At 68.9% G+C, this 23,419-nt stretch carries 15 protein-coding genes and 2 tRNA genes; 12 read left to right on the top strand and 5 right to left on the bottom strand.

Features of this window, described 5'->3' with window-relative positions; translation table 11 throughout:
* Positions 1 to 391: 391 nt before the first annotated feature.
* From ahpC to gabT, 9 genes are all read left to right on the top strand, one after another.
* Positions 392 to 955: an alkyl hydroperoxide reductase subunit C gene (gene ahpC, locus V5F48_RS06685; RefSeq protein ID WP_394108215.1), complete on the top strand. Its 564-nt coding sequence runs from the start codon at positions 392 to 394 to the stop codon at positions 953 to 955.
* A 153-nt stretch (positions 956 to 1,108) separates the two neighbouring features.
* Positions 1,109 to 2,698, top strand: a complete 1,590-nt coding sequence (gene ahpF, locus V5F48_RS06690) for an alkyl hydroperoxide reductase subunit F (protein ID WP_394258072.1) — start codon at positions 1,109 to 1,111, stop codon at positions 2,696 to 2,698.
* Between the two features lie 58 nt (positions 2,699 to 2,756).
* Positions 2,757 to 3,665, top strand: a complete 909-nt coding sequence (locus V5F48_RS06695; RefSeq protein WP_394258073.1) for a LysR substrate-binding domain-containing protein — start codon at positions 2,757 to 2,759, stop codon at positions 3,663 to 3,665.
* A gap of 362 nt (positions 3,666 to 4,027) precedes the next feature.
* On the top strand, positions 4,028 to 5,923 hold the full coding sequence (locus V5F48_RS06700) for an autotransporter assembly complex protein TamA (protein WP_394258074.1): 1,896 nt from the start codon (positions 4,028 to 4,030) through the stop codon (positions 5,921 to 5,923).
* An 8-nt stretch (positions 5,924 to 5,931) separates the two neighbouring features.
* A complete protein-coding gene (locus tag V5F48_RS06705) occupies positions 5,932 to 10,227 on the top strand; it encodes a translocation/assembly module TamB domain-containing protein (protein ID WP_394258075.1) in 4,296 nt (1,431 codons plus the stop codon).
* A 198-nt stretch (positions 10,228 to 10,425) separates the two neighbouring features.
* On the top strand, positions 10,426 to 11,706 hold the full coding sequence (locus V5F48_RS06710; RefSeq protein ID WP_394258076.1) for an efflux RND transporter periplasmic adaptor subunit: 1,281 nt from the start codon (positions 10,426 to 10,428) through the stop codon (positions 11,704 to 11,706).
* Entirely contained in the window at positions 11,703 to 12,929 is a 1,227-nt protein-coding gene (locus V5F48_RS06715; RefSeq protein ID WP_394258077.1) for an ABC transporter permease, read from the top strand. The genes V5F48_RS06710 and V5F48_RS06715 overlap by 4 nt, the downstream gene beginning before the upstream one ends.
* Positions 12,922 to 13,647, top strand: a complete 726-nt coding sequence (locus V5F48_RS06720; protein WP_394108221.1) for an ABC transporter ATP-binding protein — start codon at positions 12,922 to 12,924, stop codon at positions 13,645 to 13,647. The genes V5F48_RS06715 and V5F48_RS06720 overlap by 8 nt, the downstream gene beginning before the upstream one ends.
* Before the next feature lie 90 nt (positions 13,648 to 13,737).
* On the top strand, positions 13,738 to 15,024 hold the full coding sequence (gene gabT / locus V5F48_RS06725; protein ID WP_394258078.1) for a 4-aminobutyrate--2-oxoglutarate transaminase: 1,287 nt from the start codon (positions 13,738 to 13,740) through the stop codon (positions 15,022 to 15,024).
* A gap of 119 nt (positions 15,025 to 15,143) precedes the next feature.
* Here the strand turns inward: gabT and V5F48_RS06730 are convergent.
* From V5F48_RS06730 to V5F48_RS06750, 5 genes are all read right to left on the bottom strand, one after another.
* Positions 15,144 to 15,219, bottom strand: a tRNA-Asn gene (locus V5F48_RS06730).
* Between the two features lie 125 nt (positions 15,220 to 15,344).
* Positions 15,345 to 17,207, bottom strand: coding sequence for an ABC transporter ATP-binding protein (locus tag V5F48_RS06735; RefSeq protein WP_394258079.1), 1,863 nt, complete (start codon positions 17,205 to 17,207; stop codon positions 15,345 to 15,347).
* A 211-nt stretch (positions 17,208 to 17,418) separates the two neighbouring features.
* Positions 17,419 to 17,492: transfer RNA gene (locus tag V5F48_RS06740), tRNA-Cys, on the bottom strand.
* 16 nt (positions 17,493 to 17,508) lie between these two features.
* Positions 17,509 to 18,591 carry a glycosyltransferase family 2 protein gene (locus V5F48_RS06745; protein ID WP_394258080.1) on the bottom strand — a complete coding sequence of 361 codons (1,083 nt, stop codon included), beginning with the start codon at positions 18,589 to 18,591 and terminating at the stop codon, positions 17,509 to 17,511.
* Positions 18,592 to 18,938: 347 nt separating this feature from the next.
* Positions 18,939 to 19,379 (bottom strand): group III truncated hemoglobin, encoded by a 441-nt coding sequence (locus V5F48_RS06750; RefSeq protein ID WP_394108225.1) that lies wholly within the window; start codon positions 19,377 to 19,379, stop codon positions 18,939 to 18,941.
* A 484-nt stretch (positions 19,380 to 19,863) separates the two neighbouring features.
* Here V5F48_RS06750 and V5F48_RS06755 point away from each other — a divergent pair, with 484 nt between their 5' ends.
* From V5F48_RS06755 to V5F48_RS06765, 3 genes are all read left to right on the top strand, one after another.
* Positions 19,864 to 20,526: a protein-L-isoaspartate O-methyltransferase family protein gene (locus V5F48_RS06755; protein WP_394258081.1), complete on the top strand. Its 663-nt coding sequence runs from the start codon at positions 19,864 to 19,866 to the stop codon at positions 20,524 to 20,526.
* A gap of 200 nt (positions 20,527 to 20,726) precedes the next feature.
* Positions 20,727 to 22,076 (top strand): TolC family outer membrane protein, encoded by a 1,350-nt coding sequence (locus V5F48_RS06760; RefSeq protein ID WP_394108227.1) that lies wholly within the window; start codon positions 20,727 to 20,729, stop codon positions 22,074 to 22,076.
* A 180-nt stretch (positions 22,077 to 22,256) separates the two neighbouring features.
* On the top strand, positions 22,257 to 23,189 hold the full coding sequence (locus V5F48_RS06765; protein ID WP_394258082.1) for a PopZ family protein: 933 nt from the start codon (positions 22,257 to 22,259) through the stop codon (positions 23,187 to 23,189).
* The last annotated feature ends 230 nt before the right edge of the window (positions 23,190 to 23,419 follow it).

Here is a 23,419-nt window from a genome sequence, read left to right on the forward strand (position 1 = left end):
CACGCGGGAGAGGGGGCGACGGCGCTGAGTTTCAAGCGGATGTAAATCCTCCCAGCCGTCATCCCCCGGCTTGACCGGGGGATCCATGGAGTGGCCGGGGCAGCGCTGCGCTGGCCGGGTGCCAAGCTAGCCGCTGTGGGACCGCGCCATCGTCTTTCCTGGCGATAATCGTGCGCAAATGTCGCACCGCACCTTTGGCTGCGCTCCCGCTCCCCCGGCCCCCCTGTTTCACGGGCTTTCGCCGCGAAATGAAGCGGTTGGGCGCTTTAATGATAGCTAAAATCTATCGATATCGACAATCTTATCTATTTCATTTATCCATAGCTCGGCCCTATGTTGCGTCGCGAAGGCCAAGGCCTCTCGCACCGCAACAGCCACCCAAGGAATTGCCATGTCCCTCGTCAATACTCCGGTCAAGCCTTTCAAGACCACCGCTTTCAAGCAGGGCAAGTTCATCGACGTGTCCGAGGCCGACCTTGTCGGCAAGTGGTCCGTGTTCTTCTTCTACCCGGCCGATTTCACATTCGTCTGCCCCACCGAGCTGGGCGACCTTGCCGATCACCACGACGATTTCGCCAAGCTCGGCGTGGAGATCTATTCCGTCTCCACCGATACCCACTTCACCCACAAGGCGTGGCACGATTCGTCCGAGACCATCGGCAAGGTGCAGTACGCCATGCTCGGTGACGCCAACGGCACCATCACCACCAATTTCGAAGTGATGCGCCCGGGCCTCGGCCTCGCCGATCGCGGCACCTTCATCGTGGACCCCAACGGCATCATCCAGGCCGTGGAAGTCACCGCGGAGGGCATCGGCCGCGACGCCTCCGAGCTTTTGCGGAAGATCAAGGCTGCGCAGTACGTCGCCTCCCATCCTGGCGAGGTATGCCCGGCCAAGTGGCAGGAAGGTGAGGCGACCCTCGCCCCCTCGCTCGACCTCGTCGGCAAGATCTGAGGCACGCGTTCGGGTCCTTCCATTGGGAAGGACCCATCCTCTCCGCCGCGCGTCCTGCGCGTGGCGGATCTGGGGTGGCATCTTACGCGCGTCCCGCGCGCGGCGGATGCGGAGCCCCTTGTTGTTTTCCAAAGCATTCGTCGGAGAATTGCCATGCTCGACACAGCCATGAAGACCCAGCTCAAGGCGTATCTGGAGCGGCTGGTTCGACCCGTCGAAATCACCGCATTCGTGGATGATGGCGCGAAGTCCAGGGAGATGCTGGAACTGCTCTCCGACATCACCGACTGCTCGGCCAAGGTCTCCGTCGCCGAGCGCCGCGATGGCGATGCCGCCGGCGCCCGCGTGCCCTCCTTCGCCCTGTCGAGCCCCGGCGAGAGCATCGCGCTCACCTTCGCCGGCCTGCCCATGGGCCACGAATTTACTTCGCTCGTGCTGGCGCTGCTGCAGACCGGCGGCTATCCGCCCAAGCTCGAGCCGGAAGTCATCGAGCAGATCGAGGCGCTGGACGGCGACTTCGTCTTCGAGACCTATTTCTCCCAGTCCTGCCAGAACTGCCCGGACGTGGTGCAGGCCCTCAACCTCATGGCCGTGCTGAACCCGAAGATCCGCCATGTGGCCATCGACGGCGCCCTGTTCCAGAAGGAAGTGGACGCCCGGCAGGTCATGTCGGTGCCCACCGTCTATCTGAACGGCGAAGTGTTCGGGCAGGGCCGCATGGGCGTCGAGGAGATCGTCGCCAAGCTGGACACGGGCGCTGCCGCCCGCGACGCCAGGCGCATGGCCGAGATGAACCGCTTCGACGTGCTGGTGGTGGGCGGTGGCCCTGCCGGCGCCACGGCGGCCATCTATGCAGCGCGCAAGGGCATCCGCACCGGCGTTGCCGCCGAGCGCTTCGGCGGGCAGGTGCTGGACACCATGGCCATCGAGAATTTCATCTCCGTGCCCTACACCGAGGGGCCGAAGCTTGCCGCCGCGCTGGAGCAGCACGTCCGCGAGTATGAGGTGGAAATCCTCAATCTCCAGAAGGCGGTGAAGCTGGTGCCCGGCGCCGACATCGTCGAGGTGGCGTTCGCCAACGGCGCGAGTCTCCGCTCCAAGACCGTGATTTTGGCCACCGGCGCCCGCTGGCGGCAGATGAACGTGCCGGGCGAGGACACCTATCGCAACAAGGGCGTGGCCTACTGCCCCCATTGCGACGGCCCGCTGTTCAAGGGCAAGCGCGTGGCGGTGATCGGCGGCGGCAATTCCGGCGTGGAAGCGGCCATCGACCTGGCCGGCATCGTCGCCCATGTGACGCTGATCGAGTTCGACAGCGCGCTGCGCGCCGACGACGTGCTCCAGCGCAAGCTCAAGAGCCTGCCCAACGTCACCATCCTCACCTCCGCCAAGACCACCGAGGTCACCGGCGACGGCCAGAAGGTGAACGGTCTCGTGTACGAGAACCGCAACACCGGCGACAGCGTGAAGGTGGAGCTGGAAGGCATCTTCGTGCAGATCGGCCTTCTGCCCAACACCGAGTGGCTGAAGGGCGCGGTGGAATTGTCCCCCCGCGGCGAGATCGTGGTGGATGCCCACGGCCAGACCTCGGTGCCCGGCGTGTTCGCCGCCGGCGATTGCACCACGGTGCCCTACAAGCAGATCGTGATTGCCCTGGGCGAAGGCGCCAAGGCCTCGCTGTCCGCCTTCGATCACCTCATCCGCTCCAGCGCGCCGAAGGAAGAGGCGGTGAAGGCCGCGTGACCGGCCGGGCACGCCACTTCATCTTCCTCCGGGCGACCTCCCACGGGGGCCGCCCGCGATGACCCTGCGCGAACTGCAATATCTCGTCGCCTTGGCCGACCACCGCAATTTCCGGCGGGCGGCCGAGGCGTGCCTCGTCAGCCAGCCCACCCTCTCCACCCAGCTGCGCAAGCTGGAGGAGGAATTGGGCGTGCCGCTGGTGGAGCGGGCGCCGCGACGTGTCATGCTCACCCCCGCCGGGCGCGAGGCGGTGGAGCGGGCGCGCCGCATCCTCGACGAGGTGGAGCAGTTGAAGGAGGGCGCCCGCCGCAGCTGCGCGGCGGAGGCCGGCACCCTCAAGCTCGGCGTGTTCCCGACGCTGGGGCCCTATCTTCTGCCCCATGTGGTGCCGCTGATCCGCGCCCGCTTCCCGGACCTGGAGCTGTTGCTGTTCGAGGAGAAGAGCGCCGCGCTCATCTCCCGGCTGAACTACGGCACGCTGGATGCCGCCTTCCTAGCGCTGCCGGTGCACGACAGCCAGTTCCATAGCGAATTCCTGTTCGAGGAACCCTTTCTCCTCGCCGTGCCGGGCACCCATGCCCTCGCCACCCGCGACAAGCTCTCCATCACCGAGCTGTCGCGCTACAATCTGATGCTGCTGGAAGACGGCCATTGCCTGCGCGACCAGGCGCTGGACGTGTGCCAGATGGCCGGGGCGCGGGAGAAGTCGGAGTTCCGCGCCACCAGCCTTGAGACCCTGCGCCAGATGGTGGCGGCGGGCGTGGGCATGACGCTCCTGCCCATGCTGGCGACGCGCAATCCGGCCCAGCCGGCCGAGAACATCCATCTCTTGGAATTCAGCGATTCCAAGCCCAGCCGGCAGATCGCCCTGCTCTGGCGCAAGACCTCCGCCATGGGCCGGCTGCTGGCCGAGGTGGCGCGGGTGTGCCGCGCCCTGCCGCAGGAATTGCTGGCGCCCCGGCACTGACCTGCGGCCGCGCGCGCTTCTGCCCCCTTCAGGACAACGCGATGGGTTCGTGGCCCGCCGCGATGCGCGTGTCCAGAAGCGCGCCGGTACGGGCCAGCACCGGATCGGCGGCGGCCACCACATGGGAATTCACCAGCTTCAGGTTCCCGCCCCTTGCGGCGATGCGTGGTAATTGCTTAAGGCTAAATGGCGTACAGGGTGGCGTAAGGGCAGCCCATCGTGTAGGCTAACCCGTGATAAAATAATCATATCTTCACCGTAGCAATGGCTTAAACTGAGGGCGTTGGGCAGGGCTGGTGACGATATCTGCTGCATATTATTGGACCCGGCTGCGTCCGTTACTGCTTGCAGCCGTGGCTGTAATGCTCTCGGCTGTGCCGTCGCATGCGCAGAGCGACGATTTCTTCGGTTCGATCGCCGCGTTGTTCAATCCGAATGCGACCTCCCGCCAGACCCCCGTCATCGATGCCACGCCCTATACTTTGAACATGGAGGTGCAGGGCGGCGACGGCGGCCTGAAGAGCGCCATTACCCAGGCCTCGAACCTTGAAAGCCTGAAGGATCGCCCGCCCTCCGGCGCCGCCGGCCTGGTGCGCCGCGCGCTCTCCGATTTCGAGCGCATCACCGCCGCGCTCTATGGGGAAGGGCGCTATGGCGCCAGCATCCGCATCACCGTCGCCGGCATGGCGCCCAATGCGCCCAACATCTTCGACGTGGTGGAGCGGGCCCGCAAGGCCGGCCCGGTGCCGGTGCGGGTGGATGTGGACCCCGGCCCGCCCTTCGTCTTCGGCGACATCCGCATTCTCGATGCCTCGACCCGCCGCCCCCTCGCCGACGGCCCGAGCCTGCGCGCCCTGGGCCTGGAGCCGGGCGAATCGGCGCGGGCCGATCGCGTTGTCCGCGCCGAGGCGGTGCTGGTGGATTTCTGGCGCGAGCGCGGCCACCCCTTCGCCCGCCTTACCGGCAAGGACGTGGTGGCCGACCATGCCACCCACCGGCTCAACGTTACCCTCCTGATCGAGACCGGGCCGGTGGCCACCTTCGGCACTTTCACCGTCTCCGGCGCCGACTTCCTGCCGCCGAACTTCATCGAGGATCGCGTCGAGATCCCGCCCGGCACGCCCTATTCGCCGGATCGGCTCACGCGCCTGCGCAAGCGCCTGTTGACCATTCAGGCCATCGCCAGCGTGCGCCTCCGCGAGGGCGAGCGGCTCGATGCCCAGGGCAGGCTGCCCATCTTTATCGAGGTGCGCCCGCGCGATCCGCGCTATGTGGGCTTCTCGGCCAAGTATTCCAGCACCGACGGCTCGTCCATCAACGGCTTCTGGGGCCACCGCAACCTGTTCGGCGGCGGCGAGACCCTGCGGCTGGACGCCTCCGTGTCCTGGTTCGGCGGGGTGCCGGAGGCGGTGCCCAATGCCGACCCGTTCGGCTACAAGCTCGCCGCCAGCTTCGTGAAGCCCGGCATCTGGACCGCCCAGGACGACCTGATCGTCAATGCCGCCATCCTGCGCGAGGTGACCAACGCCTATGTGCGCGAGGGCGTGGTGGCGCTCCTCGCCGTGCGCCACCGCTTCGACGACCAGCTGTCCATGCAGGTGGGCCTCGACTTCGAGGACGGGCAGGTGGAGGACACCACCGGCACCTACAACGCCCTCGTTACCGGCATTCCCGTCGATATCTTCTACGACACCACCGACAATGCGCTCGATGCCTCCCGCGGCATCCGCCTCAACGCCACGGTGGAGCCCTTCGCCTATCTCGGCGACAGCGGCGCCGGCCCGGTGATGCTCAAGGCCGCGCTGTCCGCCTATCACGCCTTCGACGACGACCGCCGCATCATCCTCGCCGGCCGGGTGGCCGCTGGCAGCCTGGTGGGGGTCGGCGACCTCTACGACGTGCCGCCGCAGCGGCGCTTCTATGTGGGCGGCGGCGGCTCGGTGCGCGGCTACGATTTCCAGTCGGCCAGCCCGCGCAATGCGTTCGGCCAGATCGTGGGCGGCCTCTCCTTCTTCGAGGCTTCGGCGGAAGTGCGCGTGCGCATCACCGATACCATCGGCATCGTGCCCTTCTTCGACATGGGCTCGGCCTTCGCGAGCGAGTATCCGGACTTCAACGGCCTGAAATACGCGGCGGGCATCGGCCTGCGCTACTACACGCCCATCGGGCCGCTGCGGCTGGATTTCGCCGTTCCGCTCAATCCCGGCCCCGACGACGGGTCCTTCGGCGTTTACGTCAGCCTGGGGCAGGCCTTCTGATGGCAATCATGCGCACCCTCGCCAAATGGACCGGCCTCGCGCTCGCGGGCGTGCTGGTGCTGCTCGCCGTGGCGTTCGGCGCCATCCAGACCCCGCCGGGCAAGGCGCTTCTGGCCCGCGTGGGCTCGGCGCTCGCCTCCTCCGGCGGGCTGGGCGTCGAGGTCTCCGGCATCACCGGCTTCGTGCCGGCCACCATGGCGGTGGCGCGCATCCAGCTCTCCGATGCCAGGGGTCCCTTCGCCGAGGTGGAGAACCTGAGCCTCGACTGGAACCCCCTGTCGCTTCTTTTCGGCACCCTCGACATCAATGCCGCCGGCGCCACCCGCGTCGCGCTCCAGCGCAAGCCCGAACTGCCGCCGGCCCCCCCGGAAACCCAGAGCGCCAGCAGCAGCGGCGGGGGCTTCGCCCTGCCGGTGCGGGTCGGGCGCTTTTTCCTCGACGAGATCGTCATCGACGAGCCGGTGCTCGGCCATGCCGCCGTGCTGTCGCTGGTGGCCACCGCCGAGCTGCGCGCGCTGGAGCGGGGCCTGTCCGGCGCCTTCAATCTCAAGCGGCGGGACCAGCCGGGCAGCCTCACCGGCCGTCTCGGCTATGTGCCGCAGACCGAGCATCTCGACCTCGACATCACCGCCGAGGAGCCGGCGGGCGGCCTCGTGGCGCGGGCCGCCGGAATCGCCGACCTGCCGGCCATCACGGCGACGCTCAAGGGCGTGGGGCCGCTGGACGCTTGGGACGGCCGTCTCGACGTTGCCGCCGGCGCGGCCGCCAAGGTCAATGGCACGGCCGAAGTCCGGGCAACCGGGGCAGGGCGGCGCGTGAGCTTCACCGCCGAGGCCGATATCGCCCGGCTGCTTCCGGCCCAGATCGCGCCCCTGCTGGAGGGCGGCTTGGAACTCGCCGGGGCCGCCACCGTGGACAAGGCCCGGCGCATCGCTATCGAGAGCGCGACCGCCCGTGCGGTCGGCTTCGGCGCGGGTGTGCATGGCACCGTGGATGCGGGCGCCATGACCGCCGATCTCGTGTTCGGCCTCAAGGCCGGCGAGGCGGCCCGCTTCGCCGCGCTCGCGCCGGGGATCACCTGGAAGGCGGCGGGGGTGGACGGCACCCTGAAGGGCGCGTTCGCGGCCCCGGTCCTGTCCGCCCGCGCCACGGCCGAGGGCCTGAAGGGCGCCGGCTATGGCGCCGCCACCGTCGAAATCAACGCCGCCACCCTCCCGGATGCCGCTCGGAACCTTGCCTTCACCCTCGACGGGCGGGCGGACGGGCTTTCCGCCGACGACCCCAAGGTGGCGCAGGCGCTGGGCCGCACCGCCCGCTTCCATGTGGCCGGCACCCAGCCCAAGGGGCGGGCGCCGTCCGTCACCGCAGCCACCGTGGAGCTGGCCGCCCTCACCAGCCGCTTCAGCGGCAATGCGTCGGCGGAGAAGATCGCCGGCACGCTCAAGCTGGACAAGCTCGATCTCGCCGCCTTCTCCCCCCTCGCCGGTCGCCGGCTGGCGGGCACGGCGGCGCTGGACGCCACCATCGACGCCAGCGGCGATCTTTCCCGCGTGGATGCCACCATCACCGGCGGCAGCAAGGACGTGGCCACCGGGATCGCGGCGGTGGACGGCCTGTTCGGCGGCGCCACGACGCTTTCCGCCAAGCTGGCGCGGGACGGGCAGAACGCCATCCGTGTCGACCGCTTCAACCTCGCGTCCGACAGCCTGACGGTGACCGCCGACGGCACCATCTCCCGCACCAGTGCCGATCTTGCGGCCAAGCTCGCGCTGGTCGATGTGGCCAAGCTCGATCCCCGCGTCTCCGGCGCGGTGACGGGCGAGGCGGCGTTCCGCGGCAGCCTCGATAATCTCGGCCTCACCGCGCGGCTGCTGATGCCCGCCGGCACGGCCATGAAGCAGAAGGTGGAGGGCCTGAGCCTCGCGGTGACGGCCTCCGACCTCACCGGCAACCCTGCGGCGCAATTCACCCTCGACGGCCGCGTGGCCGGCAAGCCCGCCACCGGCTCGGGCGCCTTCGCGACGCTGGCCGACGGGGCGCGACAGCTGAAGGACCTTGCAATCGCCATCGGCTCGGTCTCGGCCAAGGGCGACGTGCGGCTCGATGGGAAGGGCCTCGTGGACGGGACGCTTACTGTCGCCGCCGGCGACCTGAATGATCTCTCGCCCCTCGCGCTCACCGAGCTGGCCGGGCGGCTCAATGCCGATGTGCGTCTCGACGCCACCGGCGGGCGCCAGCGCGTGGCGGTGAAGGCGGATGCGGCCAATGTCTCTGCCGCCGGGCAAAGCGTGGGCAGCGCCCGCATCGATGCCACCGTGGTGGACCCCACCGGCGCGCCGGTGCTGGACGGCACGGTGCGGCTGCGCGCGGTGAATGCCGGCGGCATGGACATTTCCCAGGCCAACCTCACCGCCACCGGCGCGGCGGCGGGCAATGGCGCGGCGGGAACCAGCCTCAATCTCGATGCCGTGGTCAATGGCGCGACCCTCACCACCGCCGGCCTCCTGACCCCGCGCGACGGCACCATCGGCTTCCGTCTCGATCGCCTTACCCTGGCGCGTGGCGGCACCAGCATCACCAATGCCGCGCCGGCCAATTTTCGCTGGTCTGGAGATACCCTCGCCATCGATCGGCTGACGCTCACCACGCGCGGCGGCAGCGCCAGCGTGTCCGGCCGGGCCGGCTCCGCGCTGGCGCTCGACGTGACGCTCACCACCCTGCCGCTGGCGCTGGCGGACCTCGCCGCCCCCGGCCTGGGGCTGGCCGGCACGCTCTCGGGCACCGCGCGGCTCGACGGGCCGGCGGCGGCGCCCACCGGCACCTATTCCCTCACAATTGCCCGGGTCAGTACCCGGGACCTGTCGGCCAACGGCATCGGCCCCCTCGATGTCCGCGCCGATGGCCGGTTCGCGGATGGGCGGGTGAGCACGCGGACGACCGTCACCGGGCGCTTCCTGTCGGACTTCACCCTCACCGGCTCGGCGCCCTTGGGCGCGGGCGACCTCGACCTTGCGATCCGGGGCGCGCTGGACCTTGGGCTCGCCAATCCCATGCTCGCCACTTCCGGCGCACAGGTGCGCGGGCGCGCGGCCATCGATGCCACCGTGCGCGGCACCGCCGCCGCGCCGCGGGCGGGTGGCACGGTGCGCATCTCCGGCGCCCGCTTCGATGATGGCGTGAACGGGGTAAACCTCTCCAACATCGAGGGCGTGATCACCGGCACGGATCGCTCGGTGACGCTGTCTTCCCTCACCGCGCGCACGCCCAACGGCGGCGGCCTCTCGGCGCGCGGCACGGTGGCGCTGGACCCGGCGCAGGGCTTTCCCGGCCGCATCGACGTGGACCTCACCAATGCCGGCCTCGTCAACAGCGACCTCATGCGCCTCGTGGCCGAGGGGCGGCTGGCGGTGGAAGGGGCGTTCGCCAACAATCCGCGCCTCACCGGCCGGATCGTGGTGCGCCACCTGGATGTCAATATTCCCGATCGCCTGCCCGGCGGCGGGGCCGCGCTGAACGTGCGGCACGTCAATGGCGGCCGTAACTGGAACGTCAGCACCAACCGGCCCGGCGGCAAGGCGGGCGCCACCGCGCCGCGCCGGAGCAATGCCGGCATGGCTCTCGACCTCACGGTCTCGGCGCCGAACAATGTGTTCGTCCGCGGCATGGGGCTGGAAGCCGAGCTGGGCGGCGACCTCAAGGTGGGCGGTACCACCGCCAGCCCGGCCACGCTGGGCGGCTTCGAGATGCGGCGCGGCACCTTCGACGTGCTCGGCCGGCGGCTGAATTTCACCCGCGGCAAGATCACCTTCAACGGCACCACGGACCCGGACCTCGACTTCGTGGCGGAAACCACCGCCAACGACATCACCGCGCAGATCCTGGTCACCGGGGCGGCCTCGCGCCCCGACGTGACCTTCAGCTCCACCCCCACCTTGCCCCAGGACGAGGTGCTCTCGCGCCTCATGTTCGGCCGCTCCGCCGGCTCGCTCACCGGCGCCCAGGCGCTGCAGATCGCCCAGACCATCGCGCAATTCTCCGGCGGTTCCGGGGTGCTCGACCAGATGCGGCGCTCGCTGGGCGTGGACAGCCTGGACGTGGGCACCAATGCGGCCGGCACCGGCGGCCAGGTGGGCATCGGCCGGCGCCTCAACGACCGCATGTACATGGGGGTGCGGCAGGGCACCACGCCCGGCTCCAGCCAGGTCACGGTGGACATGGACATCACCAAGAACATCCGCCTGCAGGGCGCCACCGGCGCCGACGGCTCGGCCGAGGTGGGCGTCGGCGCCCAGTGGGATTATTGAGCGCGCCGGGCGGGGGAAGGCGTGGCCGGATCGCGGTCGCGCATCCGTCCTATTGCTACGCTCAAGTTGAGCCATCGCCTTTAAGCGGTCAGCAATGCAGACCATGATGGTGCGACTCGCACCGCTGCAGGCTGGCGTCCAGCCTGCCGGGATGTGAGCCGCGTGCGTGCCGCCACGCCGGAACCGGTCAGGGATCAAGTGGATCAGCCCCTCCCCGCCGCCAACACCGTGTCGCGCGATCCCTCGAAGGACGCGGGACGCGGCGGCTTCATCTGCGTCCTGTGGCGCCTTAAGTGGCGGATCGCGGCCCTCGTGCTGGTTCTGGCCGGGGTGGCGTGGGGGCTGCTGCGCTGGTTCGCGGGGCCGGAGGTGGTGGTCTATCCGGTGGTGCAGGCCGAGCTGGTGCGCACCGTGGTTGCCACCGGCCATGTGGAAACGCCCTACCGGGTGGACATCGGCAGCCAGATCACCGGCACCGTCAAGGACGTGCTGGTGGAGGAGGGGCAGAGCGTGCGGGAGGGCCAGCCGCTGGTCGCCCTCGACGGCACCGAGCTCAACTCGGCGGTGGTGCAGGCCGAGGGGGCGGTGGCCCAGGCCGATGCCCGCATGCGTCAGCTGCGCGAGCTGTCCCGGCCCGCCGCCGAGGAAGCGCAGAAGCAGGCCCGCGCCAACCTGGAAAATGCCCAGACCGCCTTTGATCGCGCCAACAAGCTCGCGAAATCCGGCGCCGGCACCCAGGCCACGCTGGATGAGGCCACCCGCGCGCTCAATGTGGCCATGACCCTGTCGCGTACCGCCGAACTGCAGGTCTACACCACCAGCCCCGGCGGCAGCGACTACGTGATTGCCGAGACCCAGCTCAGCCAGGCCAGGGCCAACCTTGCCACCGCCCATGCGCGGCTTGGCTACGCCACCATCACCGCGCCGCGCGACGGTGTGCTCATCACCCGCAGCGTGGAACGCGGAAGCGTCGTGCAGGCGGGCAAGACGCTGCTGGTGCTGGCCCCGGCCGGCGCCATTCAGCTGGTGGTGCAGATCGACGAGAAGAACCTGAGGCTGCTGAAGCTCGGCCAGGACGCCGTCGCCTCCGCCGACGCTTATCCGGACCAGAGGTTTCCCGCCAGCCTCACCTATATCAACCCCTCCGTGGACATCACCCGCGCCTCGGTGGAGGTGAAGCTCACGGTGCCCGATCCGCCGGCCTATCTGCGGCAGGACATGACCGTGTCCGTGGACATCGCGGTGGATCGCCGGCCGGATGCGGTGGTGGTCGCCGCGCGGACCGTGCACGCTCCCACGGCGGCGGCGCCGTTCGTGCTGGTGGCGCGGGACGGGCGCGCGCGGGAACAGAAGGTGCGCCTCGGCCTGTGGGCCGGCGATCAGGTGCAGGTGCTGGAGGGGCTCACCCCCGGCGAACAGGTGCTGCCCGTGGCCTCGGGCGTGCGCGCCGGCCAGCGCATCCGGCCGGTGCCGCGATGAACCGCTGGCTGCCGTTCGAATGGATCGCCGCCCTGCGCTTCCTCGGCGAAGGCCGCATGCAGACCGCCTTCATCCTCGGCGGCATCACCATCGGCGTGGGCGTGATCGTGTTCATGTCGGCCATGCTGGCGGGGCTTCAGGCCAATTTCATCAAACGGGTGCTGACCTCCCAGCCCCAGATCCAGCTGCTGCCGCCGGACGAGGTGGCGCGGCCGCTGCGCTTCGAAAAGGGCGTAATCGAGGGCGCGGTGGTGCAGAAGCCGTCCCAGCGCATCCTCTCCATCGATCAGTGGCAGTCCATCGCCGTCGCCATGCGGGCGCGGCCCGACGTGGTGGTGGTGGCGCCCACGGCGTCCGGCTCGGCCCTGGCGGTGCGGGGCGATGCCAGCCGCAGCATCTCCGTCACCGGCATGGAGCCGGAGCAGTATTTCCGCATCGTGCGCGTGCCCGACTATCTGGTGGCGGGGGAGGTGCGCCTCGGCACCGACGACATCCTGGTGGGCACCGAGCTGGCGAAGGACCTCGGCGCCGGGGTGGGCGACAAGCTGAACGTGACCACCGCCAATGGCGGCGGGCGCATCCTCACCATCACCGGCATCTTCGATTTCGGCAACAAGGCCGCCAACGCGCGCAACACCTATGTGGCCCTGCGCACCGCCCAGAGCCTGCTCAACCTCATCGGCGGCGCCACCACCATCGACATGACCGTGACCGATACCTATGCCGCCGATACCATCGCCCGCGACATCGCCGCCGTGGTGCCGGTGGAGGCGGACAGCTGGATCACCACCAACGCCCAGTTCTTCACGGCGGTGCGGGCCCAGCAGACCTCCAACACCCTGATCCGGCTGTTCGTGGGCATATCGGTGGCCTTCGGCATCGCCGCCGTGCTGGTGGTGTCGGTGATCCAGCGCTCCAAGGACATCGGCATCCTGCGGGCCATGGGTGCCTCCCGCGGGCGGATCCTGCGGGTCTTTCTCATCCAGGGCGGGGTGCTCGGCCTGGTGGGCTCGGTGCTGGGGTCGGCGGCCGGCGCGGGCTCGCTGGTCCTCTGGCATCGCCTGTTGCGGCAGGTGGACGGCTCGGAGCTGTTCCCGCTGATCCTGGAGCCGAGCCTGTTCCTGGCCGCGGCATTGCTGGCCACCTTGACCGGCGTCGTCGCCGGCCTCGCCCCGGCGCTGCGCGCCGCCAGCATCGATCCGGTGGAGGCGATTCGTGGCTGACGTGCTGGCCCTTGAGGCGATCCGCAAATCCTACGCCATCGGCACGGCGGTGGAGACCGAGGTGCTGCACGGCATCGACCTCACCGTGCGGGCCGGCGAGTTCGTGGCCCTCATCGGCCCCTCCGGCTCGGGCAAGAGCACGCTGCTCAACATCATCGGCCTTCTGGACAGCCCCACGTCCGGGCGCCTTGCGGTCGCCGGGGCGGATACGACGCAGCTCGATGACGCCGCGCGGACCCGGCTGCGTGGCCACGCCATCGGCTTTGTATTCCAATACCATTACCTGATCTCGGCCTTCACAGCGGCCGAGAACGTGATGATGCCCATGCTGGTGGACCAGGGCCGGGCCGACCGGCGGATGGAGCAGCGCGCCGACGAGCTGCTGGAGTGGGTGGGCCTGAGCCGATGGCGCAACAACCGCGCCACCAACATGTCCGGCGGCCAGCAGCAGCGCGTCGCCATCGCCCGGGCCCTGGCCATGGAGCCGGCCCTTGTGCTCGCCGACGAGCCCACGGGAAACCTCGACACCGCTTCCGCCGACAGCGTGTTCGCGCTGTTGCGCCGGATCAACGCCGAGCGGGGCACCACCTTTCTCGTGGTCACCCACAACATGGCCCTCGCCGAGCGCTGCGACCGTATCGTCGAATTGGTGGACGGCCGGATCAACGCCGAGCGCGCCGGACGCACGCCCGAACCGGGAGCTGTTTCCGCAGGCTGAAGCCGGGGGATAGCGGGTGCCACCCGATCTATCCCATTCCCGCGGAACGCGATCACGTCTTATCCTGAGGCAACGATAAGGAGGAGCGCCATGTCCGAGAACGCCGCGCTGCAAGCCCGTCGAACCAAGGCCATTCCCCGGGGCATCGCCACCGCCTTTCCCGTGTTCGCGCAGAAGGCGGAGGGGTCGGAGGTCTGGGATGCCGACGGCACCCGCTACATCGATTTCGCCGGGGGCATCGCCGTCCTCAACACCGGCCACCGTCATCCGAAGGTGCTGGCGGCGGTGCGCGCGCAGCTCGACGCCTATACCCACACCGCGTTCCAGATCGTGCCCTACGAGCCCTATGTGGCGCTATGCGAGAGGCTGAACGCCATCGCCCCCTTCACCGGCGCGGCGAAATCCATCCTGTTCTCCACCGGCGCCGAGGCGGTGGAGAATGCCGTGAAGATCGCCAAGGCCGCCACCGGCCGCACCGGCGTCATCGCCTTTTCCGGCGGCTTCCACGGCCGCACGGCGCTGACCATGGCGCTCACGGGCAAGGTGCTGCCCTACAAGAAGAAGTTCGGCATCTCCCCGCCCGGCATCTTCCATCTTCCGTTCCCCTGCGCCGACCATGGCGTGAGCGTCGCCGACACGCTCAAGGCGCTCGACTATCTGTTCCGCGCCGATATCGGCCCGCAGGACGTGGCGGCCATCATCATCGAGCCGGTGCAGGGCGAGGGCGGCTTCCTGCCGGCGCCGGCGGAGCTGCTGGTGGCCCTGCGCCAGACCTGCGACGCGCACGGTATCGTATTGATCGCCGACGAGGTGCAGACCGGCTTTGCCCGCACCGGCCGCATGTTCGGCATCGAGCATTCCGGGGTCGAGCCGGACCTCGTCACCGTGGCCAAGTCGCTGGCCGGCGGCTTTCCCCTCTCGGGCGTGATCGGCCGCGAGGCGATCATGGATGCCGCCGAGCCCGGCGGCCTCGGCGGCACCTATGCCGGCAATCCCATCGCCTGCGCTGCGGCCCTCGCCGTGCTGGACGTGATCGCCGACGAGAAGCTGATCGAGCGCGCCAACGTGATCGGCGAGCGCATCAAGGCGGCCCTCGCCCGCATGGCCCTGCGCAACGATGGCGTGGCCATCGGTTCGATCCGGGGACCGGGCGCCATGGTGGCCTTCGACGTGGTGAAGAAGCGCGGTACCGTCGAGCCCGACGCCGATGCCGCCAAGCGCGTGACCCAGGCGGCGCTCGCCGACGGGCTGATCCTCATATCCTGCGGCGTCTACGGCAACACCATCCGCCTCCTGAACCCGCTGACCATCCCGGACGCCCTCCTCGACGAGGGGCTCGGCAAGCTGGAGCGGGCGCTGGTCGCGGCCGCAGCCTGAACGGGGGGCGACGATCGGAAGTGGGGTGGCGAGGCCGGAGGACCCGGTTGCACCTGAAACGCCGCACGGCCGAGCCTTCGCTCCGCTGGCGCCCCGTGGCGTGCTGTATCGGGTGGAAATGGCTCCCTGAGCAGGACTCGAACCTGCGACCATTCGATTAACAGTCGAACGCTCTACCAACTGAGCTATCAGGGACCGTGGGTCTCGCGACCGAGGCGGCGATATAGCAACCGCTTGCCCGCTTGTGAAGTCGAAACGCGCATTTTCTGCGCCCGCATTGCCGCACCCGGTTCGTGAACCGGGTGCAAAGCCTTGCGGCGTCAGGCGTGGAGACGCGCGCTGCCGGTCTCGCCAAGATTGTCCACAGGCGCGTCGGCGCTGTCCGCACCTGCCTGCTGCTGCTGCTCATGCGCGAATTGGGCGAAATAGAAGCCGTAATAGCGGCCGCGCCGGGCGATCAGCTCGTCATGGGTGCCGTATTCCACCACGCGGCCGTGCTCCACCACGCAGATCTTGTGGGCGCGCACCACGGTCTGCAGGCGGTGGGCGATGACGATGGTGGTGCGCTGGTGCTGCAGCTCGTTCAGCGCCCGCTGCACCAGGGCTTCCGATTCGGAATCGAGGGCGGCGGTGGCTTCGTCCAGCAGCAGGATGGGCGCGTTCTTCAGGAAGGCGCGGGCGATGGCGATGCGCTGGCGCTGGCCGCCGGAAAGCTGGGCGCCATGTTCGCCCACCGGCGTGTCGTAGCCGTTCTCGAAGCCCATGATGAAATCGTGGGCGTGGGCCGCGCGCGCCGCCGCGACGATCTCCTCGTCGGAGGCGCCGGGCCGGCCGAAGCCGATATTGTCCTTCACCGTGCCGGAGAACAGGTAGACGTCCTGGCTCACCAGGGCCACGTTGGCCCTGACCGACGAGCGCGTCACGCTGCGGGCATCGATGTCGTCGATGAGCACGGCGCCGCCCTGCGGATCATAGAAGCGCTCGATGAGGTTGATGATGGTGGTCTTGCCGCCGCCCGACTGGCCCACGAGGGCCGTGGTCTGGCCGGGCTCGGCCACCAGGTCCAGGCCGCGCAGCACGCTCTCGCCGGGGCGATAGCCGAACACCACCTCGCGCAATTCCACCCGGCCGCGGGGGCGGGGCAGGGCGGGGACGCCTGGAGCATCGCGGTCGGGCGCGGGGGCGTCGAGCAGCTCGAACAGCATGCGCGCGCCCATGACGTGGCTCGCGAGGTCCACATGCACGCGGGCAAGCCGCTTGGCCGGCTCATAGGCCAGCAGCAACGCGGTAAGCACCGAAAAGAACTGGCCGGGCGAGCGGCCCAGCTCGATCACATTGTAGCCGGCGTAGAGCACCACGCCGCCGATGGCGAGGCCGCCCAGCGTCTCCATGAGCGGGCTGGACTTGGCCTGGGTGCGCACGAGGCGGTTGGAATTGGCTTCCACGTCGTCGATGAACTTGTGGGTGCGCTCGCGCATCACCGGCTCAAGGGTATAGGCCTTGACCGTGCGCACGCCCTGGATCGCCTCCATGGCGATGGAGGACAGCTGCACCCCCGAGCGGAAGCCGGAGGTGAAGAGCGTCTTGGTCTTCTTGATCAGCTTGCGGGTGCCGATGACCGCCGCGGGCATCACCACCAGGGCGATGACGGCCAGGAACGGGTCCTGCACGATGGCCACGGCCGCCAGCATGACCAGGGACAGGGCGTCGCGCCCGATGCTGGTGATGATAAGGTCCAGCGCGCCGCGCGCGCCGTTGGCGCCGGCTGAGAAGCGGCCGGTGATCTCGGCGGTGTGGTGCCTGGCGAAATAGGACGCGTCCTGCATCAGGATCTGGTCGAACGCGCGCTTCTGGTTGTCGGCGACGATGCGGTTGCCCACCCGCGCCATGGTGATGCTCTGGCCGTAGGCGGACGCCCCCTTGACGATGGACAACAGCATGACGGCGCCGGACACCGCCCACACCGCCTGCGGCGTGGGGGCGACGAAGATGGCGTTCACCGCGTCCCGCATCAGATAGGCGAGCAATGCCGTGCAGGCGCCCATGAGGCCCATGAACACGAAGGCCAGAGCATAGCCCTTCCAGTGGGTGCGACCGTCCGAAAGGAGGAGGCGGCGCAGCACCGTCCTGGTCTCGTCCTTCGCGGCGCCCTGGCTCTGGCTCGGGGGGGCTTTTGCACTCATGCCTGTCTCCGGCGGCCAAAGGAACGGGCCGCATAGGGTTCATCAACCGCCGCCGCCTGCGCAAGTCAACGGTGTGTGGTATCCTGATATTGTGTCGCCGTGGCGAGAAGGCCCGGAACCGCCGCTTCGGCGGCGTCTGTGGCACGCAAGCCGCGCTCGGGCGCTGGCGGCGATGCCTCGGGACCAAGACTTGGGAATGGTCGGCGGGAAGTGGAGGCCACGCCCGGAATCGAACCGGGGTGCACGGATTTGCAGTCCGCTGCGTAACCACTCCGCCACGTGGCCTCACGAAGGCGCGTTCTTAAGGTGTTACCGCGGCGGGCGCAAGCAGAGCCTTCAGCTTGTCCCCGGTCCATTTATGCATGTCCTCCAGCTCCCGCTGCTCCCGCAGGACGTCGCGCGCCACATGGCGCATTGCGCGTCGCGACAGGGAACGGACAGGGGTGAGGAGTGTGGCCTCGACGACCGGGTGGACCCGCCGCATCCTGCGTTGCGCCTTGGGAGACATGGCTGGAATCACCTGTTGGATATCGCCCCAGGTGCGCAGCAGGCGTTCGGTATCCCCGGATCGGGAGGCGACCATGAACTCGCTCGTGAGGAGGCCAAGGAAACGCGGCGCAATGGCATCCCGACTGAGGAAAAGCCCGATGAGCGGGTCATCGGGAAACATCTCCACCAGCTTGCCGAAATAGATCATGCGCGAGCGCGCCATGCGCGGGCTGTAGGAGGTCGAGCCGGAATAGATGCGCCAGCGCGACACGGCCACGTTGAGGTAGATGCTGCGCATGCCGAGCGCGAACATCCGCACGAACAGGTCGTCGTCCTCGTAGCCGGACAGCCGTTCGTCGAACAGGCCGGCATCGATCATGGCCTGCTTCGACGCCAGGGTCGCCCCGGGCAGGATGAACATGTCGTGCCGCAAGCAGTCGCCGAGCGACCGCTTGGGCTGCGGCGACACGATCTGGCTCAGGCACCCCTGCATGAACAGGCGCCCCTTCCTGTCGATCAGATCGAGGTTGCCGTAGACGAAGCCCAGGCGGCGCACTTGGCCCTGCGTGAACGGCCGCTTGAGGATTTCCAGATGTTCCTCGTACCAGGCATCGTCCTGGTCGAGGAACGCCACGTGGCTGCACGTGGTGTGGCGGATGGCGAGGTTGCGCGCCGACGACTGGCCGCCATTCGCCTTGCGCAGCAAGGTGATGGGGTGATGGAGGGCCATCTCCTCGACGATGGCGGGGCCGTCGTCGGTGGATCCATCGTCCACCACGATGATTTCGTCCGCGGGCTCCGTCTGGCCGAGGACGCTTTCCAGCGCCTCCCGGATGAAGGGGGCCCCATTGTAAAGGGGAATGACCGCCGAAACGGTGATCGCATTGTTTCGCATATTGCCGCCCTGACAGCGTGTTACACGTTATAATTGTATAAAGTGTAAGGTATCAGGATAGCAACGGGTGGACCCGGACCAAATGCCGCAATGAAATCGGTTTCATGAATGGGTTTATTTTTAAGGGCTTACGGAGGGCGTCGGGTCTCGCCGCCGGCGGTGGGACCGCAACTGGCTGATGGTGGTCGTTCAACCCCTAGTCATATCGGGTGACAGCTCGGAGGGCCGGAGCGGGCGCACAGCGGGGCGGCCGCACCTGAGGGCGGCAGGAGCCAAAGCGCAGCAGGAGCCAAAGCGCCGGCAGGGTCGGGCGGGGATTGAGGCGCAGAGCCAGAAGCGGCGCCGACCTACCGGACGGGCGGCATGCGCGTGATGTCCTCGCCGGTGTGGAAGCCGATGGCGAGGCGGAAGGAATGGGCCATGCGTTCGGCATGGGCGATGGCCGCCTGGGCCGCGTCCGGCGGCAGCACCTCCAGCGCCGTGGGGCGGAACAGGGCGAGCCAGCGGGCGAACTGCGCCTCTCCGGCGTCCGATCCCAGCGCGAGGTGCGGCGGCAGGGGGCGGCCGTCGTAGCGTCCCGACTTCAGCAGCACGGAGGACCAGAAGTCGCACATCTTGGCGAGATGCACGGGCCAGGCATCGGCGGCAATGCGTCCGGAAAAAATGGGACCAAGCACCGCGTCCTCGTGCACGCGATCGTAGAAAAGGTGAACGAGCCGGCGCACGGCCTCCTCGTCAAGGCCGGCGGGGGCGGGACCGGCTGCGGCCGGGGGAAGGGAAGCGTCCATCCTGCGGGTCTCCCTGCGTCCTTCTTGGCTGCCTTCTCTTGGCTGCCTCCATTTGGCCGCCTTCACCAGCGACACGCGGCAGGGCGTCGCCCAGCGGGCGTCCGGCCGATGCGGGTTCAAGCCGGGGCAGGGGGCCAACCTGGCAAGGGGCCAACCTCCACCCGCAGCGGGTGCGGAACCATGCGACTTGCGGCCACATCGTCCGTCCCGCGACCGTCCCCGAGGTGTGGAGCGCCTTGCAAAAGGGGCGGCAATATGGCTCTTGAGCCGGGCGGTACAGGTATTCCGAACCCCATCGGCCTGCCGACCGCGCCAGCGCCCGATCCGGGCGGATCGTCTGGCGATCCGGTCGGCAGGAGGGTGTTCCATCAAGAGTTTCGGCACGGAGCCGCCGCCCGGGACGTTTCGGCCGGGCCGGTCCGGGCGTGGCACCCGAGTCCGAGCGGCAACGGAGCCTTCTAAAGTATTTGGCCGGAGACGCATCATGATCGATTTCGTCGAGCTTCGCCGCGGCATGGTGGACGGGCAGGTCCGCACCAACAATGTCACCGATCCGCGCATCGTTGCCGCCATGCTGGAGATTCCGCGCGAGAAGTTCGTGCCGGCGCAGCTGAAGTCGCTGGCCTATATCGACGACGATCTGGCGCTCACCTCCGGCAATGCCCCGCGCTATCTCATCGAGCCCATGATTCTCGCGCGCCTTGTGCAACTCGCCGACGTGCAGGAGCATGAGCACGTGCTCGATGTGGGCACCGGCACCGGCTATTCGGCCGCCGTGCTGTCGCGCCTCGCCCAGCAGGTGGTGGCCGTGGAGGAGGATGCCGGCCTCGCAGCGATCGCCAATACGACCCTCGCCGAACTGGGCGTCGCCAACGTGGCGGTGATGCAGGGGCCGCTGAACGCCGGCTGGGCCGCCGAGGCACCCTACGACCTCATCCTGCTCAACGGAGCGGTGGACGAGGTGCCGGCGAACCTCTTCGCCCAGGTGAAGGAAGGTGGCCGAGTCGTCGCCGTGGTGGGCCATGGGGGCGCCGGACAGGCCAAGGTGTTTACCAAGGTCGCGGGTGCCATGAGCGAGCGGGTGGCCTTCAACGCCGCCGTGCCCGCGCTTCCCGGCTTCAAAGCCGCGCCACGCTTCGTTTTCTAGGCACCTGTGGCGCGATTGCCGCGCTGACCCGAAAACGTCCGGGAGATCGAACCGGTCGGTTCCCGATTGCGAGCAGTGCAGATATCTTTCGGACAAGTTACCGCGCGGCATGAGTCGCTGCAGCTCGTCTGCATGCTGCGTCGGACCGGGAGATTGGGATGTCGGTTGCGAGACTCGTTCGCCGAAACGGATATGCAATTTTGGCGGGGGCCAGCATCATCGCGCTCGGCATGGGGAGCGCGTCCAGCCAGTCCCTCGATGCCGCTCTCGCCATGGCCTACGTCAACAATCCCACGCTGAATTCGCAGCGTGCGGGGACCCGGGCGGTGGACGAGAGGGTGCCGCAGGCACTCTCGGGCTATCGGCCGACCCTGGGGGCCACGGCATCGGCCGGGCCGGAGGCCTACCGCTACCAGCCCACGGGCAGCACCACGACCAGTGGCACGGCCTGGCCCCGCCAGTTCGCCCTGACCGCGGCCTATACCCTGTTCAACGGCTTCACCACCGCCAACCAGACCCGCACCGCCGAATCGCAGGTGCGTGGCTCGCGGGAGACGCTGCGCAACACCGAGCAGTCGGTGCTGCTGAATGGCGTGACGGCCTATATGAACGTCATCCAGGCCATTGCCCTGCTGGACCTTCAGCGGAAAAGCCTCGCCGCCTTCGAGCAGGAACTGCGGGCCACCCGTGACCGGTTCAACGTGGGCGAGGTGACGCGCACCGACGTGGCCCAGGCCGAGGCTCGGGTTGCCGATGCGCAGTATCAGGTGAGCCAGGCCGTCGCGAACCTCTCCTCGGCCCGTGCGGTGTACCGGCAGGTCATCGGTGTCGAGCCGGGCAAGCTGTTCAACCCCCGCTCCATCGAAACCATGCTGCCCGGCAAGGTCGATCGCGTGATTTCGAGTGGGCTGACCCAGCACCCGGCCATCAAGGCATCGGAATTTGCCGTGGATGCCGCGGTTTTCCAGGTGAAGGTCGCCGAAGGCGCGCTGCTGCCGAACCTGAGCCTTCAGGGCCAGCTCTCGCAGGCCTATGATTCGAGCATCGGCGTCGAGCGGGTTGGGACGGCCGCTGCCACCCTCAACCTTTCGGTTCCGATTTACCAGGGCGGCGTGGAGTACGCGAACATCCGCCAGGCAAAGGAACTGCTGTCGCAGGCGCGGATCGACGTGGACGTGAACCGCGACGCCATCCGCGCCCAGGCGGTTCAGTACTGGGGCGCGCTGGAGGCTGCCAAGGTGCAGATCCAGGCGGCGCAGGCGTCCGTTGCCGCCAACACGCTGGCGCTGGAAGGCGTGCGCGAGGAATGGCGCGTGGGCCAGCGCACCACCACCGACGTGCTGAACGCGCAGCGCGACCTCACCAATTCCCAGTCCGCCCTCGTGGTGGCGCAGCGGGACCGTGTGGTGGCCGCCTATTCGCTGGTCTCCATCATCGGCCGGCTCGATGCGATTTCGCTGGGGCTGAAGGTGGACGTCTACAATCCCCAGGTGCACTACAATCAGGTGCGTGACAGCTGGGCCGGCGTTCGCACGCCCGACGGAAAGTAGCCCTCAAAATAACGCTGCATTCGGGTGTGACGGGCTCTTTTGCAGCCCGATTTCCGGGTCAATACTTGCCTTCGCGTTTGGCGATTCTCGCCCGCCGGTGCGGCTGCACGGATAGGTGCGCCGGGACGCTTTCGGCCGAGGTCGAACATGGCTGCGATCCCAAAGGTGCAAGAGCCGTCAATGGAAGACATTCTCGCCTCCATCCGTCGCATCATGGCGGATGACGACGTGCCACCCGCCGCTGCGCGCCCGGCGCCCGAGCGGGCGGCCCGGCCCGGGCACATGGACCGCCGCAGGCCTGAGGCCCCCGAACCCGTCGCGGCCGAACGCGACGCCCCCGAACCCGACGCAGCCGAGCGTCCGGTTCGCCGCGCCGAACCCCGGGTCCAGGACCCGCGCGACGCCGGGCGCCGCGAGGGTCCCTCGCGTGCCGCGGCCGGCGACGGGCAGATGCGCGCCCGCGCCCGCATCGACCTTGAGGAGCTGAGCGAGCATTTGACCAACGAGACCCACGCGGGCGATCTGCCCGAAAGCGATCAGCACGACGCCCCACCGCCCGCCCACAGGCGTCCGCCCCATGGCCAGGCGGTCAACGGGCAGATGCCGCCGGAGCCGTCGGGCCGGGAGCGTGGCCGGACGCCCGACACCGGGCAGCGCGTGGTCCGGGAGTTCGAGCGGCGGGGCGCAACCCCCGCCGATCCGGAGCGCTTCGATGCGCCGCCTGCTGCCCGCCCCGCCCGCCTTGCCGAGCCGCCGGCCCCGGAGCATCGCGCCGGCCCGCGCAGTGAGGATCGCGCTGCGCATATGGCGCGGCGCGCCGCATCACCCGTTGCCGAGGAAGCCGCCGCCATGGATGCCCAGCCCGACGCCGACGACCGCGGCGAAGCGGTTCGCCGCCGCGATCTGCTCTCGCCGAATGTGGATGACGTGGTGGCCGCGGCCTTCCAGTCGCTGGGCGACCTGCTGCTGCCGCAGAAGCAGCGCACCATTGAGGATCTGGTGAAGGAGATCCTGCGGCCCATGCTGAAGGATTGGCTGGACCAGAATCTGCCGTCCATCGTGGAGCGGCTGGTGCGCGCCGAGATCGAGCGGGTGGCGCGCCGCCCGCGCTGACGTCCCCCTGACGCCATTTGCTTGCTTTGGTCTCAGGCCGCCGGCGCCAGTCGCCCGGCGGCCTTTTCGTCGCCGCCGCGCTTGGAAGCGGCACCAGGCGAAGGCGCTTCGCGCCGCGTGGTTGACGCCGGCCTCCCGGAACGGCTTTAACGCCCGCTGACCTGTCCCGTCCGTTGCGGAGGCAAGGCCGGTCGCGACGTGCGTTCCCGCACTCCGCCCGGCGCCATCCG

Source organism: Xanthobacter autotrophicus ATCC 700552 (genome assembly GCF_043194565.1).
In the GTDB taxonomy this organism is placed as follows: Bacteria; Pseudomonadota; Alphaproteobacteria; order Rhizobiales; family Xanthobacteraceae; genus Xanthobacter; species Xanthobacter autotrophicus_F.

Excerpts from the sequence above, each read along its gene's own strand:
- ahpC (WP_394108215.1), top strand. The coding sequence starts at position 392 with ATGTCCCTCGTCAATACTCCGGTCAAGCCTTTCAAGACCACCGCTTTC.
- ahpF (WP_394258072.1), top strand. The coding sequence starts at position 1,109 with ATGCTCGACACAGCCATGAAGACCCAGCTCAAGGCGTATCTGGAGCGG.
- V5F48_RS06695 (WP_394258073.1), top strand. The coding sequence starts at position 2,757 with ATGACCCTGCGCGAACTGCAATATCTCGTCGCCTTGGCCGACCACCGC.
- V5F48_RS06700 (WP_394258074.1), top strand. The coding sequence starts at position 4,028 with ATGCTCTCGGCTGTGCCGTCGCATGCGCAGAGCGACGATTTCTTCGGT.
- V5F48_RS06705 (WP_394258075.1), top strand. The coding sequence starts at position 5,932 with ATGCGCACCCTCGCCAAATGGACCGGCCTCGCGCTCGCGGGCGTGCTG.
- V5F48_RS06715 (WP_394258077.1), top strand. The coding sequence starts at position 11,703 with ATGAACCGCTGGCTGCCGTTCGAATGGATCGCCGCCCTGCGCTTCCTC.
- gabT (WP_394258078.1), top strand. The coding sequence starts at position 13,738 with ATGTCCGAGAACGCCGCGCTGCAAGCCCGTCGAACCAAGGCCATTCCC.
- V5F48_RS06735 (WP_394258079.1), bottom strand. The coding sequence starts at position 17,207 with ATGAGTGCAAAAGCCCCCCCGAGCCAGAGCCAGGGCGCCGCGAAGGAC.
- V5F48_RS06745 (WP_394258080.1), bottom strand. The coding sequence starts at position 18,591 with ATGCGAAACAATGCGATCACCGTTTCGGCGGTCATTCCCCTTTACAAT.
- V5F48_RS06750 (WP_394108225.1), bottom strand. The coding sequence starts at position 19,379 with ATGGACGCTTCCCTTCCCCCGGCCGCAGCCGGTCCCGCCCCCGCCGGC.
- V5F48_RS06755 (WP_394258081.1), top strand. The coding sequence starts at position 19,864 with ATGATCGATTTCGTCGAGCTTCGCCGCGGCATGGTGGACGGGCAGGTC.
- V5F48_RS06765 (WP_394258082.1), top strand. The coding sequence starts at position 22,257 with ATGGAAGACATTCTCGCCTCCATCCGTCGCATCATGGCGGATGACGAC.